Origin of the sequence: Pseudomonas putida, assembly GCF_002741075.1 — a bacterium.
GTDB classification, from domain to species: domain Bacteria; phylum Pseudomonadota; class Gammaproteobacteria; order Pseudomonadales; family Pseudomonadaceae; genus Aquipseudomonas; species Aquipseudomonas putida_T.
On sequence record NZ_CP016634.1, the window covers coordinates 984,731 to 1,001,185 of the forward strand.

Here is a 16,455-nt window from a genome sequence, read left to right on the forward strand (position 1 = left end):
CTCAGACGACCTGGCGCTGCGCTTCGGCCTGCTCGACGCGGTTGCGACCTGCGGCCTTGGCGCGGTAGAGCGCCTGGTCTGCCTGGACCAGCAAGCTGTCGAGGCTCGGCGCTAACTGTTGCGCGCGGCAACCGGCCAGGCCAATGCTGACGGTGATCTGCAAGCGCCGCTCGGGTAGCACCACACGAAGGTCCTGCACGGCGCGACGCAGACGCTCGGCAGTGAACGTGGCCTGCTCCGGCGCAAGCCCTGCAACGATGATCACGAACTCTTCTCCTCCGAGGCGGGCGAACAGTTCGCCTTCGTGCAACTGATCCTGGACAGTATGGGAGAACTGACGCAGCACGTGATCGCCCACGGCGTGGCCGTATTGGTCGTTGATGTTCTTGAAATGATCGATGTCCAGCATCATCAAGGTCAGGGGCATGGCTTGGGCATGCTGCTGACGACTCTCGAGCAGGGCATTGGCGCGGCGGGTGAAGGCGCTGCGAGTCAGGGCGCCAGTGAGATGATCGATGGTGGCCTGGTGCGCCAGACGTGCCAGGAGGCTGCGGTTGGCATTGCTCACGCAGGCCACGACCAGCGGGCCGAGCACCAACATGGCAATACCCAGGCGCGCCGACATCAGGGTGTTCACTCCTGGCATGCTTTGCGGAAGACTGAAATGCATGAGGCTCAGCGCCACGGCGACGATCAATGTGGTGCCGATGGTAAAGGTCAGCAGTGACACCATGAACGATGAATACGTCCAGGCGCACCACAGTAGGGCAGCAATGGGGAAGGCGATGGCGCCTGGCCCGCCGAAGGCGATGCTCAGGGCCAAGGACCCGAGCAGGACCAGCAGCGGCATCAGGCGAATCGCCTGACCGCCGCCTCGAATCAACGAGCGCAGGTTCGGTGCAGTGAGCAGCATCGGCAACACCAGCACGTTGGTCGAGAACTGTTCACTGAACCAGGCCAGCCAGGTGGCCTTGAGCGACTCCTGGAACCAGGGCGCGGCCACCACACACGCCATGCTTGCCGCAACGACGGCCCCGGCGGCGCTGGCGCCGAACACGCGCAATACCCCTTGGGGCGTGCGCATGCGACGGTGCACCCGTGGCAAATGCGACAACACCCGCCAGAGGGTGATGATCACGCCCAGGTTGCACAGGTTGAACCACAGCGCAGGCTTCCAGGCGCTACCGGTGGCAAGATCGGCGGTGACCATGGCCAGCCAGACCAGGCCGAACCCTGCGAAGGTGGCCTGGCGTGGATAGCGCAGCAGCACGCCTGCGAGCACCGCATTGACTGGCCAGAACAGCGACAGGGATTCGATCGGCCTGGCGAGAATACCGCCCAGGGTCAGGGCGAGGGACAGGCCGAACAATGCAATAAGAGGAAGCAGGCGCGACTGGGCTGGAAACACCATGGGCTCGACCGGCTAGCGGAGACGGAATCCAGGAAAACGCCTGTAAGCACCTGGGACAAAGAGGCGTCAGTGTGTTTCCTGAACAAGGGGATGTCAATTAGCTGGTGTCTTGGCCGCCTTCAATCTGATAGCGGCCATTTTCGTCGATTTATTGACGGTAGCTACAGGCCGAAGAACCACGGCACCAGGAACACCGTCACCAGCATCACCACCACCGTGAAGGGCACCCCGACTTTGACGAAGTCCGCGAAGCGATACTGGCCAGGGCCGAGGACCAAGGTGTTGACTGGCGAGGACACCGGCGTCATGAAGGCTGCCGAGGCGGCCAGGGCCACCGTCATGGCGAACGGGTAGGGTGACATACCCAGTTGCTGCGCTGTGCTGATCGCCACCGGCGCCATTAAAACCGCCGTGGCGGTGTTGGAAATGAACAGCCCGATCAGCGCGGTGACGGCGAATAGGCAGCCGAGGATCGCATAAGGCCCCGCACCGCCGAGCAGGCTGACCAGGCCGCTCACCGCCAGGTCGATGCCTCCGGTTTTCTGTAGGGCCAGGGCAAAGGGCAGCATGCCCACGATCAGCACCAGGCTTTGCCAGTGGATGGCGCGGTAGGCGCTGTCCATGTCGATGCAGCGCCCGGCGCCCATCAGCACGCAACCGATCAACGCGGCGACGACGTTGGGCACCACACCGCTGACCATCAGGCCGACCATCACCACTAGGCTGATCAATGCGAAGGGAGCTCGGGTCCGGGCGGGTGCCACTTGGTCGATTTCCGCGGGCAGGCTCAGGACCAGAAAGTCCTTCGGCTGGCTTTGCAGTTGGCGTATGGCTTTCCAGGGGCCGACCACCAACAGGGTGTCACCCAGACGGAGTTTTTCTTCTACCAATTGTTCGTCGATGGCGGTCTGTTCTCGGCGCAGGCCGACGACGTTCAAGCCAAAGCGGCTGCGGAACGCCAGCCCCAGGATGCTCTTGCCGAGTAGCTGCGACCCCGGCGGCAGGGAGACTTCCGCCATGCCCAGGTCCTGGGACTGGTCGATGAAGTAGGCAGCTTTGAAGTGCAACGGTTCCAGTTGCATGGTCTGGCACAGGCTGCGCAGGTCGTCGTGGTTGGCGAACAGATCGAGCAGTAGCACATCGCCCTGATGCAGTACGGTGCTCGAATCGGCGACCATGACCCGAGTGGTGAACTTGTGCTGGCGCTCGATGCCGATCACGTTGGCGCCATGGCGGGTACGCAGTTCCAGCTCGCCCAAGGTGTGCCCGATCAGGGGCGAGTGAGGGCGAATGCGCAGGCGACGTTCGCGCCCGTTGAGCTTGTAGTCCAGCACCAGGTCAAGGAGGGTGCGGCGGGTTTCCACGCGGCCATCCTTGCGCACTTCGCCATTGAGCCACTGGCGGGCAAACAACATGTAGCCGATGCCAAGCACCAGTACCACCAGGCCGAACGGGGTGAAGCTGAAGAAGCTGAAGCCCGCCCCGCCATGACGCACCAGTTCGCTGTGCACGACCACGTTCGGCGGCGTTGCCACCAGGCTGAGCATGCCGCTGATCAGGCCGGCGAAGCTCAGCGGCATCATCAGCCGACTTGGGGGTAAGCGAAGGCGTGCAGCGATGCTCAGCACCACCGGGATGAAAATCGCCACCACGCCCGTCGAGCTCATGACCGAGCCCAGACCGGCCACTGAAATCATCAGCAACACCAGCAGACGCGCTTCGCTGTTGCCGGCCCGTTCGCTCATCCATTCGCCGATGCGGTAGGCAATACCGGTGCGTACGAGCCCTTCGCCAATCACGAACAGTGCTGCGATCAGCACCACGTTGGGGTCGCTGAAACCGGCCAGGGCCTGTTCGATGGTGAGAATGCCCGAAAGCGGCAAGGCCAGGATCACCAGCAGGGCGACCACATCCATACGCGGGCGATTGATGACGAAAAGTGTGACGACGATGGCCAGCAGGCCGAGGACCCAGAGCAGCTCATGGTTCATGGGGAGGGGGTGTTCCTTCACTCGAGGGGCACGGTAGAGAGTAGCGCCGAGTGTGGCACCGTGCAGTGAAGGCGGTGTTGATATGTTGCAATGTTTTGATGAACGGAAGGGGCTGCAGGCAGCCCCTGGATGCAGCGGCCCGAATCAGTGGCGGTGACGACGGTGGTGCCTGTGGCCGCCATTGTTGTCGCCCATGTGGTTGCCCAGCGCGCCACCTGCGGCACCGCCCAGGCCTGCGCCAATGGTCGATCCGGTAGAGCCGCCTACCGCGCGGCCCAGGATCGAACCGCCGGCCGAACCCAGACCGCCCCCGATGGCGGCTTCGGTACGATTGCCCTTGCGTGCGCCCACCGCACTGCCGGCCGCGCCGCCCAGGCCTGCGCCGATGGCTGCACCGGTGCCGCCGCCGATCTGTTGGCCAACGATGTTACCAAGGGCGCCACCCAGGCCGCCGCCGATGGCTGCGGTGCCATCGCCGGCAAATGCGCCCTGGCAGAACAGCAGGCCGAGGGCAAGGGAAGGCAGAGTCAGACGCATGATTTGAACCTCAAACGAATCATCAGGGTAAGGTGCCGCGGCACGGGCGGCGGGTCAGGGTTAAAAAGACTTGCTGTGTCAGTCGTCGTCGCGATCACGGTAGTAGCGATCGCGTTGGTGGCGCTCTCGATAGCGATAGCCGTCGTCATCGCGATCGCCACGGTCGCGGTAATAGCGATGGTCCCGGTCACGGTCGCGCCAGCCACCGTCATCGTCGTGGTAGTGGTGGTAGCAGCCACCGAGGGCAAGCACGGTGGCAATCAACGCAAAACTCGCAATGCGCTTCATCACGATATAGGTCCTTGATCCGCAAAGATTTACGGGGTACCTCCTGTGACCTGAAACGCTCGATTTGGTTTCTTGGGCAGGCAAAAATCTGCCGCTCCAGCGATGAGCGGCACGTCGGGCGTTTCTCGATCCGTCTCTTGCATGCGTCGGACAATTCATTTGCCGTGGCCGCAGTGCTAGAGTCGCGTTCTTTTTTGCCTCGAGGATGGAAAAATGCGAGCACTTGTGCCGATGGTCGCCGCTCTGGTGTTGGTCGGTTGCGCCTCAGCGACCATGGATGCTGCACGTAGCAATGCGCCGACCGCGCAGCTCGACTCGCACAAGACCCCGGACATCGTCGCCCAGTGCATTCAGTTCAGTTGGCAGGAAGAGGCGGCATTCGGGGTCGATGCCAGCGGCTATCTGGAACCACGCAAGCAAGGTGGTTTCACCGTCTATACCCGCGAGGCCGAGTCGTTCGCCGACATCTATCCGCAGGCCGGCGGTACGCACGTGGACTACTACGCGCAGAAGAACGACACCATGGCTCTGCGTCGCCGTGCTGCGGCAGCGACCTGCCTGTGATTCAGCGGGGCATGTAGCGAAGCTGCCAGCGCCTGGGAATCTTCAGCGAGGCCAGGCCCAGCAAGGCGGCCAGCAAGGCGCTGGCGAGCAGGGCCGAGCGGTCGAATTGCTGCTCCAGCAATACGCCGGCAATGGCCCCCAGAAACATGCCGAACCAGGGGATCAACTGCACCCGCCAGCCCAGCTTGCGCTGGCCGAGCAGGGCGCGCCCCAGGCCACGGCCGAAGCGCGACAAGGCCCCGGTGACATAGGTCAGGCCGATGGGCAGGCCGTTCACTTCCTCCACCACGGCATTGATCATGCCCATGGCCATGACCGCCGCCAGCAAGGCGGACAGTTGCAGGATCTCGGGCAGCAGGCCAGCCAGGGCCAGCAAGGTGGCGATCAGGCCTAGCAACGGCCAGGGGCGGCGCCCTGTTTTTGCCGCAACGACCACACCCAGGGCATTGCCCAGAATGAAAGCACCGATCACCAAGACCAGGCGCAGCACAGGGCCCAGCTCGGCGCTGCCCAGCGATACCGCCAGGCGTGTGGTGTTGCCACTCATGAACGACACGAAGTCGCCCGTGGCCATGAAGCCGATGGCATCGGTCATGCCGGCCAGCACAGACAGGCCGGCGACGAAATAAAGGCCAACTGTGCCACGGCGCTGCACATGTCGATGGCACCGCCCCTTGGCCGACTGGCTTCCTGGCAGCATCGTCGTCTCCCCAGTTCAGTTCAGACGGGCCTGCAGCCCAGCGATATGGGCTTGCAGGCGCTCATGCTCGTCGCGTTCGGCCGTGATGTCCTCGAACACGCTGATCAGGTGTTCGGGTTGGCCGTCGGGGTGTCGCTGCAGTGAAGTGCGGGCGCGTACCCAGAGGTAGTGGCCGTCCTTGTGACGCACGCGCTTTTCCACTTCGTAGCGGTCGATTTCACCTGCCAGCATGCGGTCGAGCAGTACCAGGTTGTCCGGCAGGTCTTCGGGGTGGGTGAGCTGCTGGAAGGTCATGCCGTACAGCTCCTGCTCGGTGTAGCCGAGCAGTTCGCAGAAGGTGCCGTTGACCCGCTGCCAGCTGCCATCAGGGTCGATGTAGGCCAGGGCGCCCCACGCCAGCTCGAAGATAGTGCGAAAACGCTCCTCGCTCTGGCGCAGCTCCGCTTCGGCGACCTTACGCTCGGTGTCGTCCATGCTGATGCCGACCATCTTCACCGAGCGCCCGGCGCTGTCCTGCAGCACGGTGGCGCGGGATGCGATCCAACGCTGGCTGCCATCCGGGCGGGTGATGCGAAAATCGCACTCGCACGGGGTGCCGGTGGCTACCGCGCGGGTGTACATGGCATGCATCTGCTGGGCGTCTTCGGGAGTCACATGGTCCCAGAAATCCTGATTGCGTCGCACCGGCCAGCCGTACACGGTCTCGACGTTGGGTGAGTAGGTCACCTCGTCACTGACCAGGTTCCACTCCCAGGTGACGATCCGCGCGCCTTCCTGGGCCAGCTTCATGCGCGTCTCGCTCTCCATGATCTCGGCGGTGTAACGCCGGCGCAGGTCGGTCATCGGCAGTTCCACCACCTCGGCGTGCTGCACGCTTTGCAGGGCCTCTTCGCCATAGCGCAGCCAGATCCAGTTGACCTTCAGAAAATTCGCCAGCTTGCGCAGGTTGTCGTAGTCGATCTCGCCGCCACGGGTCCATTTGTGCACGGCCGTTCGCGAAATGCCCAGCGCAGTGCCTACCGCCTGTAACGTCAGTTTGTGGTGTTCGAGCAGTTCCTTGAGGCGAAAGGCGAAGCTGTTTTCCGTCATGTTCAGGGTCCTGGCAGAGACGCGAGCTGCGAGTATACCTGAGCTGTCAACTTGAGGTTGACGCGGTATCGATGGCGAATGGCGCCTGCGCCAAGCGCCGTGGCGCCTACCGCCGAGCTATACCCTGCAGGTGCTCAAATCCTGATCAGGAAAGAAAACCGCCGTCGACGTTGAGCGCGGTACCGGTGGTGTAGCTGGAAGCGTCGCTGGCCAGGTACAGCACTGCTCCGGCCATCTCGCTGGGATCGGCCACGCGCTTGAGGGGTATCTGCTGCAGGGCGGCGTTGCGAATGGCATCGTTCTTGACCAATGCCGAGGCGAACTTGGTATCGGTCAGGCCTGGCAGCAATGCGTTGCAACGGATGCCGAACTGCGCGCACTCCTTGGCAAAGACTTTGGTCATGTTGATCACGGCAGCCTTGGTCACCGAGTAGATGCCTTGGAACAACCCGGGCGACACGCCATTGATCGAGGCGACGTTGATGATGCTGCCGCCACCGTGTTCGCGCATCAGCTTGCCGGCTTCCACCGACATGAAGAAGTAGCCGCGGATGTTCACATCCACTGTTTTCTGGAAAGCGCCTAGGTCGGTGTCCAGGACGTTGCAGAACTGTGGGTTGGTGGCCGCATTGTTGACCAGGATGTCGAGGCGTCCGAACTGTTCACGGATGCTGGCGAACACCTGCTGGATCTGCTCCATTTCACCGATGTGGCAGGCCATGGCGGTGGCCTTGCCGCCTGCGGTGGTGATGGCGTCGGCGACCTGTTGGCAGCCCTCGAGCTTGCGGCTCGAGACGATCACATGGGCACCTTGCTGGGCCAGCAGATGGGCGATGGCCTCGCCGATGCCGCGGCTGGCGCCGGAAACGAAGGCGATCTTGCCGTCGAGGTCGAACAACGTGGTCTTGGACATTGCCGGGTTTTCCTTGTTGTCAGAGTGAGGACTTGTCGATCACTTGCAGGGCCATGTGCTCCAGCAGCCGGTTCATGTGGATGAACTGGGCAAAGCGTTTGTCCTGGGTCTGGCCATGGTGGAAGCGGTAGTAGATCTGCTGGACGATGCCGGCCAGGCGGAACAGGCCATAGCAATAGTAGTAATCGAAGTTGTCCAGGCGGATGCCGGCGCGCTCGGCGTAGTAGTCGACGAACTGGCGGCGAGTCAGCATGCCCGGGGCATTGCTCGGCTGGCGACGCATCAGTTGCACGGGCGGTGGATCGTTGGCTTCGATCCAGTAGGCCAGGCTGTTGCCCAGGTCCATCAAGGGATCGCCCAACGTGGTCATCTCCCAGTCGAGCACACCGATGATGCGCATGGGGTTCTCGGCATCGAGGATGACGTTGTCGAAGCGGTAGTCGTTGTGCACGATGCCAGGGCGCGGGTGGTCGGCGGGCATCTTGTCGTGCAGCCAGGCGATCACTTGTTTCCAGAGCGGTGCATCCGGGGTCAGGGCTTTTTCGTAGCGGCTGGTCCAGCCTTCGATTTGACGTTGCACGTAGCCTTCTGGCTTGCCCAGGTTGCCCAGGCCGCAGGCGGTATAGTCGACTTGGTGCAGTTCCACCAGGCGATCGATGAAACTCTTGCACAGCGCCTCGGTGCGGCTGGCATCCAGACCTAGCGAAGGTGGGATGTCCGAACGCAGGATGATGCCCTTGACCCGCTCCATTACATAGAACTCGCCACCGATCAGCGACTCGTCGGTGCAGTGTGCATAGGCCTTGGGGCAGTACGGGAAGCCGCTGTTGAGTTGATTGAGGATGCGAAACTCCCGACCCATGTCGTGGGCGGACTTGGCCTTGTGGCCGAACGGCGGACGACGCAGGACAAGTTCTCGGTCCGGGTAGGCGACCAGATAGGTGAGGTTCGATGCGCCGCCAGGGAACTGGCTGATTGAGGGCGTCCCCTGCAAGCCTGGAATATGGGCCTTGAGGTAGGGATCGATGACGGCCGGGTCGAGTTCTTCGCCGGGGCGTACCTGGGTGGACTGATCGGTGAGCGTCATGCGTTTTCCTTATTTTCCAGCGCAATCACTATTGGCTAATCTAATTTCGCTAGGTCATTGGCACAAGCGCGCTCAGGGCTTATAGGCAAGGGTGTTGCCGGTGGATCACTCAGCTTGATGGAGCCTTGCGTGAGCGCTGGCAAAAAAAAACCGAAGCCCGTTGGCTTCGGTTTTTCATCGGCAAGCGTTCGAGCCACTCAGGCCGGGAACAGCTCGCTGAGCTTCATCGACAGCATCATGTCACCTTCGACGCGCAGCTTGCCGCTCATGAAGGCCTGCATACCATCAGTGTCACCGCTGACGATGCCTTTGAGGGTTTCGCTGTCCATCACCAGAGTGCAGTTGGCATCCGGGTTCTCGCCTTCCTGCAGGTTGCAGGTACCGTCCTTGACGATCAATGCATAGTGCTTGTCTTCGTCGGTGATGTTGAAACCGAACACCAGGTCCAGGCCGGCGGCAGCGGATGGGTTGAACTTCTCTTGCATCTTCTTGACGGCATCAGCTACGGAGGTCATGGCGCATTCCTTATAGAGTGATATTCACGTCCCCAGTGGGGACAACAGGCCGGGCTCATCGGTAGGTGACAAGCTCCGGCGTCCTCAACAGTTGCACATGGGCTTGACTGTTGAAGGAAGCCAGTGCCACGTCGTCGCCTCGGAACTTCAGGTGGCTGAGCGACGTGTTGATGATCTGCCAGTTCAGCGCGAAGGCTTGGCTGGGGGTGATCCGGGTAATCAGGTGGAGCAGGGCGGCGATGGTGCCGCCGGAGGTAAAGATGGCAATGTTGTCGCATCGGTTCGCGCTTTCGAGCACGCGTGCAAGGCCGTCCTGGACCCGGATAGTGAATGCTTGCCAGGTCTCCAGGCCATCGCTTTGGTGTTCCCCGTCGTACCAGCGTTGCACCATCAGCGCGAACAGGCGTTGGAATTCGCTGCGATGGGTCGTGCCGTTGCGCAGGATATGCAGCGCGTTGGGCTCTTGCGACAGCAGATCAGGAAGCAGTGCACGGATGACGCCGTCGGCATCGAACTCGTTGAACGCGGTGTCGGTCTCAATGGCCGGTGTAGAGCAGCCGTGAGCTTGCATGGCTTGCAGTGTCAGGCGCGCGGTGTCTTGCTGGCGGCGTAGGTCGCCGGCCAGGCACCGATCCAGACGCAGCCCGAGCTGGGCCAGGTGTTCGCCCAGTGCGTGACTCTGGCGCGCGCCCACGGGAGAAAGGACGTCGTAGTCGTCGGCACCGAAGGAGGCTTGGCCATGTCTGATCAGGTAGATATTGCCCACGAAGCGGTCCGGCCCAAGGGAGTTGTTGCGAGGTTAGGATGCGACAGACAGGCTGTCAACGAAAAAACATACAAGCGTTTGAAAAGGTTGTTTGAACTGTGTTGCCAGCGTTTTCCCTGGCTGGCAGCACCACTGGCGCACCGGTATGCTTGGTGCACTTTCGCGCTTTCAGGCGCTGGTCTATCAAGGAGTCAATGTGGAGTTTCTTGCCAACTGTCCTTGATCTCGGGTAAAGCCAAGCAGCACGGGGCTTCCACCCAAAATGACTATCCACACCATTGATTCCAGCGTCACAAATCGTCCCAACGTGTCACAAATCGCAGTGCCCTACGTCTACCGTAGAGCCTCGGGCCGGTATCACCTCCGAGTCCGCCTTAAGGGCTGCCACACATCCTGTACGATCTCGCTCAAGACCACCAATCGACCCGCTGCCATGACCACCGCCAAGCATCTCCTACAGACCCTCAAAGCGTTCCACCTCGACAACCCAGAGGCATCTTGGGAGGAACTACGGGATAACCTTCGGGACATCGCTGAGGAAGCCTTGGGCAATCCTCAAGGGGAAGCCTATGGGCTGGTCCTGTCGGATGTCTCTGAGAACCTCGCTGAGATCGCCGAAACGATGCCCATGAGTCTGCCCCAAGCGCAGGCCGTTCTGATGGCACAGCGAGTCTTGGTGGCTGCGCAGGGTAGACACAGAGGGGACGTGAGGGCGCTGGTCGAGCTGCTTAATGGGGACCTGAAGGCTTCGATAGGTAATGTCAATCAGGATGTCGGCTCCGATAGTCGTGAGCCTGTGCCTGCTTCTATCTGTATTTCGCCCTCAACGGACACCTCAACGACCACCTCCGGTGACACCACCTTCCAGGCCCTCTACGACGCCTTCAAGGCCGAACGGGGCGGGGACAAGTCAGACAACACACTGAAGAACTGGAAGAGCTGCACCAGCACCATCGTCGGGCACCTCAAGGACGCCGATATGGCAAAGCACACGCGGGCAACCTTCGTGGGCCTTCGTGATGCTCTATTGGCCACTGGCGGTAAGGTTGCCTCCGTCAACAAGGTCATTACCCATGCCTCATCTGTCATCGGCTGGGCTGTGGCCACGGGTCTCATTGAACGGGACTTTTCCAAGAAGCTGACCATCACCAAAGGTGCCGAGAGCGACCGCATAGCGTTCTCTCAGGATCACCTCAAGGTTCTACAGGGCTGGGCCGTGAGCAACTTCGGGGAAGACTGGCGAGCCTCTGTCATTGCCCTTGGGGTCGCCACTGGGGCACGCATTGGGGAGGTTCACCAGCTCACCGGCAGCGATATCTACAAGGTCGAGGGTCAATGGGTCGTGGACATCAATGACCGGGACGGCAAGACCTTGAAGAACAAATTCAGTCGTCGCATGGTGCCCTTGCTGGGCATCCCTGAGGACCACCTTGAGAAGCTCTCGCAGACCCAAGGGCGGTTGTTCACTCAGTCCAAGAGTGGTTTCGATCAACTCACCAATCAGATGATCCGAGACCTGCTGGGCACTAAGACTGGGGAAGGGCTGTCGTTCCACTCACTGAGGCATTCGCTGTCATCCGAACTGAAAACCGCTGGCGTGTCGTTGGGCATCCTTCAGGCCATCTTGGGGCACAGCTCTGGGGCGATTGCGTTCGATGTCTATGGGGGCAATGCGGCTGCTTCGAGGGGACTTATGGTCGAGGCGCTGAGGTTGGTCCGCTGAGATTCCTGTGGGCACCGCTGAATCGATCTTGGGACGGGGATGCCGTTGAAGTGGGACGTATGGCCGAGGCTTTGAGTAAAGCGTTCAAGTTTGGATAATCTGACGTTGGAATGTAAATCCAAAGCTCATAACCTCTATAAGGGATCAAGATGGGACAAGTCACAGAGTTACATAAGGCATATCTCGAAGCGTCGTCCAAGTCCGATCATTTTTTGCTGGGTGCGATAGCAGCCGCATGTGCATATCTTGCTCAAAGCAATCCGTATGGGAAAATCGGATTTAATCCAGAAACGCTTTTCCTCATCGACCTTGTAGTGCTTGGGCTGGCAGCGTTCTTTGCTCACAGGCGCATTGAAAATACAATTCAGGTCTTGAAGTTCAATACTACTTTCCTGCAAGGGCGTAATGAGGGCGACCCTGTTTCCTACTACGGAGGTAAGCAGCTCGCAGAGAAGTACGCGAACCGCACTGTATCCAATTACACGTTCAGGAATTTTTTCATGGCCTTGGGATTCATTCTCTATGTCGTGGCAAAGGTCTGGCGAGCCTATTGATACGACAGGGCTACCGTGAAGCTCCAAATTTAGAGCTGGAGAATCGGTGTCGTTAAAAACCCTCACTATGGCTGCACGTTCGCAGCGGCCATTTGAGGACCACTTCCATGACCCTGCTCACCCAACCCGGACCACTGCACCGCCACGTCGATCACGAAACCGGCACCATCCTTCACATTGACCCAATCACTGGCGAGGTCATCCGCCGCAAGGACATGGTCCGACCGGCAACCCTCGAAACCCAGTACCAAGCATGGGCCGCTGAGCGCCGAGCCGATGAGTCCCTCTCCGAGGACCACCAGAAAGCCGCCAAGGGCCTTTCCAGCGAGACCCAAGGGCAACCCCAAGAGACCCCAAGCGATGAGCCTAAGCGAGGCCGTGGACGCCCAAAGACCAGCTTCGCTAACCCTGTCGCAGCCTATATGTACCTCCTTGCGATTCCCGATCCGATGCCATGGGTAGACGACATCGTTACTGGGTCGATCATCACCAGTGCCGGGGTCACCAACGGGAAGATCAACGTCAAAGCCCGAGCGGTCATCGGTGCGTTGTTCCTGTCGGAGATCACAGCGGACGCCTGCAAGACCGATGAGTATTCCTTGAGGACCGCCCAGCGAATCGCTAAGGCTGCCCGACACGCTGCCCATGGGATCGCTTCGTATGTGGAGAGGCACCCTGGCATCAAGGCTGAGATTGTGGCTGAGATAGGCGTAGAGGCTCTATTTCGAGGCTTGGCGACTTAACGCCGGATAATATTAAGATCATCTCCGAGGCCATCGCTTCGCCTGATTGACCAGCTAATCGACCAGCCCAGAGGGAGAGGGGTAATTGTTATTACACCCCTCATCTCTCATTCATCTCAAAGGGCATCTTAGAGAACATCGCAAAGGGGACCTCTCAACATGACCAGCATCATCTGTCCAGCTAACTCACGACTCACCGATCAGGACATAAGCACATTGTCCATGGTCTTCCCTCGACCTGCTCGAATCCAGCTCATCGAACTACGTCGAATCCTCAATGACCACCGTTCAAACTTCAGAACCTATAAGGAAGGACAGGTCACTTTCAACATGGATGGTTTGGCCCAACGGGTCCTCGCTAAGTGTCCCGCCAAGACGCTCGACCGTTTGAACCAGCTACTTGAACAAGGGCTGTGTCTACAAGCTATCGCCTCGACCCATTTGAGGATTCCATTGGGTGGCTCAGAGGGGATCTCACTCATAACTTGAAGGCGTCCGTCAAGCTGTCGTTAAAAACCCTCACTATGGCCAAGACAGGAAGGCCACCAACAAAATTAATTTCCCTCCGTCCTCGCTAACAGCCGTCGCCACGGTTGATCCCTTCGATGCCCTTCAGGCTTGCCATGTCCTGATCCGTCATCAACACCACTCAAATCAAGAACTCATTCGTCAGCCTTGGAAGGTGCCCACGCGGCTCTCTCCTTGCCGTCTTGTCGTGCGCGTCTATGGCGCCAAGGCTGAGCGAATGGGTCGTATACAGGAGACCCACCACCATGAAAATCACTATCACCAAAGTCCTGAAAAACGAAGTGACCATCTGTGGCCAAACCCAGACCCGTGAGTACGTCGAGAACGTAATGCTGCCCTTGCTGATGGCCCAGTGTGGCAAGAACAACGGCGCTAAGTTCAACGTCATCAAAGTCTTCGAGGAAGCGGGCCTGTCCCTCAAGGCCATCCAAGAGGACGCATTGACGTACTTCGAGAGCAAGCGCCGAGAGGCTGAAAAGAAGGCCCGTGAGCAACGCGAAGCCAATGAGCGCGCAGAGCGGTTCCGTGAATGGTCGCCCCGTGAGTTGGCCCAAGCGAAAGCTGAGCGTGATGCCATGTACGCGAAATATCGTGAGCATGGCGACCGTATCCGTGCCACTTCCCGTCGTAACGCTGGTTAAGGCCACCCCACCTACTTTCTAATTCAGGAGATCCATTCAATGAAACCTAACCAATACGAAGTACCGACTACCTCCACCGTTTCGATTATCGATGATGGAACAGAGCACCTCATGGGCTCAATCCAATTCAACGTGTCTGATGTCCGTAAGGATACCCTTGGGGCTACCGATCCAGACGCCTACATTAATGCTCTGGTGAAGGTCACCGATGCTTACCTGAACAGCGACGAGTGGCGTGAGGAAGCCTCTGAGAGAACCCCTTGTGAGTTCCGTCCGGCTGGCTCCGAGGCTACTGGTCAACAGATCATCACCCTGGCTGATCGCACCGTCACCTTCGACCCTCGCAAGAACTGGGACAACCAGACCATTAGCAAAGGCGAAGCACTGGCAGGGTCGGTCATCTTCACCGAGCCAACTGATACCGCTCTGGTCATTAGCCATCGTGTGACCATCCTCGACCACACCATGGTCGCTGGCTTCACTCGGGCGTCTCTGATGCAGACTGCCGACAAGATGATGCGTGACATCGAGCACAGCGCAGCCGGTAAGGTCGCTGCCATCTTGGCGACAGCCCCAAGCACCGAGAGCTTCTCTGAGTCCATGCCAACCGGCAAACCTGTCGAGCAAGCTGAGGACCTCATTGACATCTTGACGACCCACATCAATCAGACCGTGGGTAATGAGCTATCCGACTTCGTGATCCTGCTTCCTGCGAGCCTCATGGCGGTGCTCAACCGTGCCGCTCAACGTGCAGGCGTAGATGACATCGAGGACCTCATTGGGGCCTCCGTGCAGCCTTACACCGGCACCGACCATGGTCTGTTCCTGCTGCCCAAATACTTCACCTCGCTGAGCTACCGTGAGAACCGTGATGGCGACATCTGGAAGGTCCAAGCGACCCGTAACGCTGGCCGTCAAGGCTGGGACTTCGAGGTTGGTACTACCGTGGATATCTTGGCTAACGGTAAGGTCAAGGTAGCTCTCACCGAGGATGGTCTTCAGACCGTTCCTGTGGCGTTCCCGCTGGTCACTCGCATTAGTCTGAGCTGATCGTGATGCACGACTTGACCATCAATTTTGGGGGAGTGACTGCGCCCCCTATCGACTCAACCTTCGGTCTCCCACCAGTCTATTCACTGAGCGCCATTCTGGATGAAGTGCCTGGGGCATCCCTGACACCCGATGCCTATAAGGCGCTGTACTACCCGCCAAAGGTTGTGAGATCCCCAACAGGGTCCCTCATAGAGGCTCTGGGCTACATCAAGATGCTTGTCCCGAATAGCTCCTATGAAGTCATGGATGCGCTTTACGCTGACCTTGAGGCGAAGACCTGGGAGAATTGGGCTGAATGGCAGTCGGAGAACCCCGCCTACTAAGAGATGCCCGTAAGGCCGGACCTGAATAGGGATCGGCAGGGCACCGCTTCAACGGGCTGAGATTTCAGCTTGTTGAGGATTCCCCATATTTGGGGCGTCACCTTTGTGCATGCAGAAATTGCATTCGCAAACCATCCCTGCCCACGCACGGGCATTCAATCCACAGTTCTTCTGTTCGTCCTTTGAGGCCACGCCAGCACCCTTGTCGGGGTCTGTGGGCTGGTCCGTGGGTGCGACTCAGAGGGCGAACAAAAGGAAATCGACAATGAGCATCGCCATCAAACACAAGCATTCCGGCCACGTCATCATCATCGAAGGTCACGCCTTCAAGGCAAACGACCGGGGCCAGTGGGACCTGACTGACATCTGGCGAACCCTGAAGCTGCCCAAGGCGAAAGGTCCGGGCAAGTGGGCAGGTCGCAAAGAGGCTCAGAGATTCATAGCTTCCCAGAAAATGGAAAGCTCGAACGGCACTGGCACATGGGCGACCAAGCAGGCATCCCTGCGCTATGCCGCATGGGTGTCTGAAGGGTTCGAGGATATGGTCTATGACGCCTTCGAGGCGATCCTTGAGATGCCCGAGGTGGCCTCACTGGTAGCCGACAAGATGGCCTCACTGGGCAATGACCATGGCGCAGACATCCTCAAGCGCATGACCTTCAACGACAAGTGCGACTGGAAAGCCCTGAAGGGTCCCCACAAGAACACCCAGAAGGGTCTACGTGCTGCGGTAGCGAAGGGCAACCTGACACCTCAGAGAGCCGCTGAGCTGGGCCTCAAGACCATCTAACCATCATCCCAAGGAGAACCCCATGGACCACCTACAGGCCATCCTCTGGGTCTGTCTGGTCGTCCGTGTGACCCTCTGGCTTTGGTCGCGTGGTCGCCGGTAGTTAGCTGCTCGCCAGCTCACAGCAGGCCCTTTGAGAATCTGACAGAAAAATCTGAATGGTCACCATTACAAGACATCCCGCGCAGGTTCCCCCGTATGCCCTCGCGTGGGTGCCTGTGGGCGCGATAGGGACCCCT

At 59.8% G+C, this 16,455-nt stretch carries 18 protein-coding genes; 8 read left to right on the plus strand and 10 right to left on the minus strand.

The window, feature by feature from the left end:
- Position 1: 1 nt before the first annotated feature.
- The 4 genes from IEC33019_RS04905 to IEC33019_RS04920 all read right to left on the minus strand — a co-directional run bounded on the left by IEC33019_RS04905 (position 2) and on the right by IEC33019_RS04920 (position 4,227).
- On the minus strand, positions 2-1,411 hold the full coding sequence (locus IEC33019_RS04905) for a GGDEF domain-containing protein (protein WP_070092627.1): 1,410 nt from the start codon (positions 1,409-1,411) through the stop codon (positions 2-4).
- 161 nt (positions 1,412-1,572) lie between these two features.
- On the minus strand, positions 1,573-3,402 hold the full coding sequence (locus IEC33019_RS04910; protein ID WP_070092626.1) for an SLC13 family permease: 1,830 nt from the start codon (positions 3,400-3,402) through the stop codon (positions 1,573-1,575).
- A gap of 144 nt (positions 3,403-3,546) precedes the next feature.
- The gene (locus IEC33019_RS04915; RefSeq protein WP_070092625.1) at positions 3,547-3,939 is read right to left on the minus strand and encodes a glycine zipper domain-containing protein; all 393 of its coding nucleotides are present in this window, start codon (positions 3,937-3,939) and stop codon (positions 3,547-3,549) included.
- Positions 3,940-4,017: 78 nt separating this feature from the next.
- Positions 4,018-4,227 carry a hypothetical protein gene (locus IEC33019_RS04920; RefSeq protein ID WP_070092624.1) on the minus strand — a complete coding sequence of 70 codons (210 nt, stop codon included), beginning with the start codon at positions 4,225-4,227 and terminating at the stop codon, positions 4,018-4,020.
- Positions 4,228-4,440: 213 nt separating this feature from the next.
- Between IEC33019_RS04920 and IEC33019_RS04925 the strand changes: the two genes are divergently transcribed.
- A complete protein-coding gene (locus IEC33019_RS04925; protein ID WP_070092623.1) occupies positions 4,441-4,791 on the plus strand; it encodes a hypothetical protein in 351 nt (116 codons plus the stop codon).
- Between the two features lies 1 nt (position 4,792).
- Here the strand turns inward: IEC33019_RS04925 and IEC33019_RS04930 are convergent, their stop codons facing one another.
- The 6 genes from IEC33019_RS04930 to IEC33019_RS04960 form a co-directional block, all read right to left on the minus strand.
- Positions 4,793-5,491, minus strand: a complete 699-nt coding sequence (locus IEC33019_RS04930) for a YoaK family protein (RefSeq protein WP_099593119.1) — start codon at positions 5,489-5,491, stop codon at positions 4,793-4,795.
- 15 nt (positions 5,492-5,506) lie between these two features.
- The gene (locus IEC33019_RS04935; RefSeq protein ID WP_070092621.1) at positions 5,507-6,580 is read right to left on the minus strand and encodes a helix-turn-helix domain-containing protein; all 1,074 of its coding nucleotides are present in this window, start codon (positions 6,578-6,580) and stop codon (positions 5,507-5,509) included.
- Positions 6,581-6,725: 145 nt separating this feature from the next.
- Positions 6,726-7,493, minus strand: coding sequence for an SDR family oxidoreductase (locus IEC33019_RS04945; RefSeq protein ID WP_070092620.1), 768 nt, complete (start codon positions 7,491-7,493; stop codon positions 6,726-6,728).
- A gap of 19 nt (positions 7,494-7,512) precedes the next feature.
- Positions 7,513-8,580, minus strand: coding sequence for a phosphotransferase family protein (locus tag IEC33019_RS04950; RefSeq protein ID WP_099593121.1), 1,068 nt, complete (start codon positions 8,578-8,580; stop codon positions 7,513-7,515).
- A gap of 197 nt (positions 8,581-8,777) precedes the next feature.
- A complete protein-coding gene (locus tag IEC33019_RS04955; RefSeq protein ID WP_043211712.1) occupies positions 8,778-9,095 on the minus strand; it encodes an SCP2 sterol-binding domain-containing protein in 318 nt (105 codons plus the stop codon).
- 55 nt (positions 9,096-9,150) lie between these two features.
- Positions 9,151-9,861 (minus strand): histidine phosphatase family protein, encoded by a 711-nt coding sequence (locus IEC33019_RS04960; protein WP_070092618.1) that lies wholly within the window; start codon positions 9,859-9,861, stop codon positions 9,151-9,153.
- 433 nt (positions 9,862-10,294) lie between these two features.
- Between IEC33019_RS04960 and IEC33019_RS04965 the strand changes: the two genes are divergently transcribed.
- The 7 genes from IEC33019_RS04965 (at position 10,295) to IEC33019_RS04995 (ending at position 16,216) form a co-directional block, all read left to right on the plus strand.
- A complete protein-coding gene (locus IEC33019_RS04965; protein WP_099593123.1) occupies positions 10,295-11,584 on the plus strand; it encodes a tyrosine-type recombinase/integrase in 1,290 nt (429 codons plus the stop codon).
- Positions 11,585-11,733: 149 nt separating this feature from the next.
- Positions 11,734-12,138, plus strand: a complete 405-nt coding sequence (locus tag IEC33019_RS04970; RefSeq protein WP_099593126.1) for a hypothetical protein — start codon at positions 11,734-11,736, stop codon at positions 12,136-12,138.
- A 107-nt stretch (positions 12,139-12,245) separates the two neighbouring features.
- Positions 12,246-12,881, plus strand: coding sequence for a hypothetical protein (locus tag IEC33019_RS04975; RefSeq protein ID WP_099593128.1), 636 nt, complete (start codon positions 12,246-12,248; stop codon positions 12,879-12,881).
- Between the two features lie 773 nt (positions 12,882-13,654).
- On the plus strand, positions 13,655-14,050 hold the full coding sequence (locus IEC33019_RS04980; protein WP_099593130.1) for a hypothetical protein: 396 nt from the start codon (positions 13,655-13,657) through the stop codon (positions 14,048-14,050).
- A gap of 39 nt (positions 14,051-14,089) precedes the next feature.
- On the plus strand, positions 14,090-15,100 hold the full coding sequence (locus IEC33019_RS04985) for a hypothetical protein (protein ID WP_099593132.1): 1,011 nt from the start codon (positions 14,090-14,092) through the stop codon (positions 15,098-15,100).
- Between the two features lie 5 nt (positions 15,101-15,105).
- Positions 15,106-15,426, plus strand: coding sequence for a hypothetical protein (locus IEC33019_RS04990; RefSeq protein ID WP_157765867.1), 321 nt, complete (start codon positions 15,106-15,108; stop codon positions 15,424-15,426).
- A gap of 265 nt (positions 15,427-15,691) precedes the next feature.
- Complete coding sequence (locus IEC33019_RS04995) at positions 15,692-16,216, plus strand: KilA-N domain-containing protein (protein ID WP_099593136.1); 525 nt, start codon at positions 15,692-15,694, stop codon at positions 16,214-16,216.
- Positions 16,217-16,455: the final 239 nt, after the last annotated feature.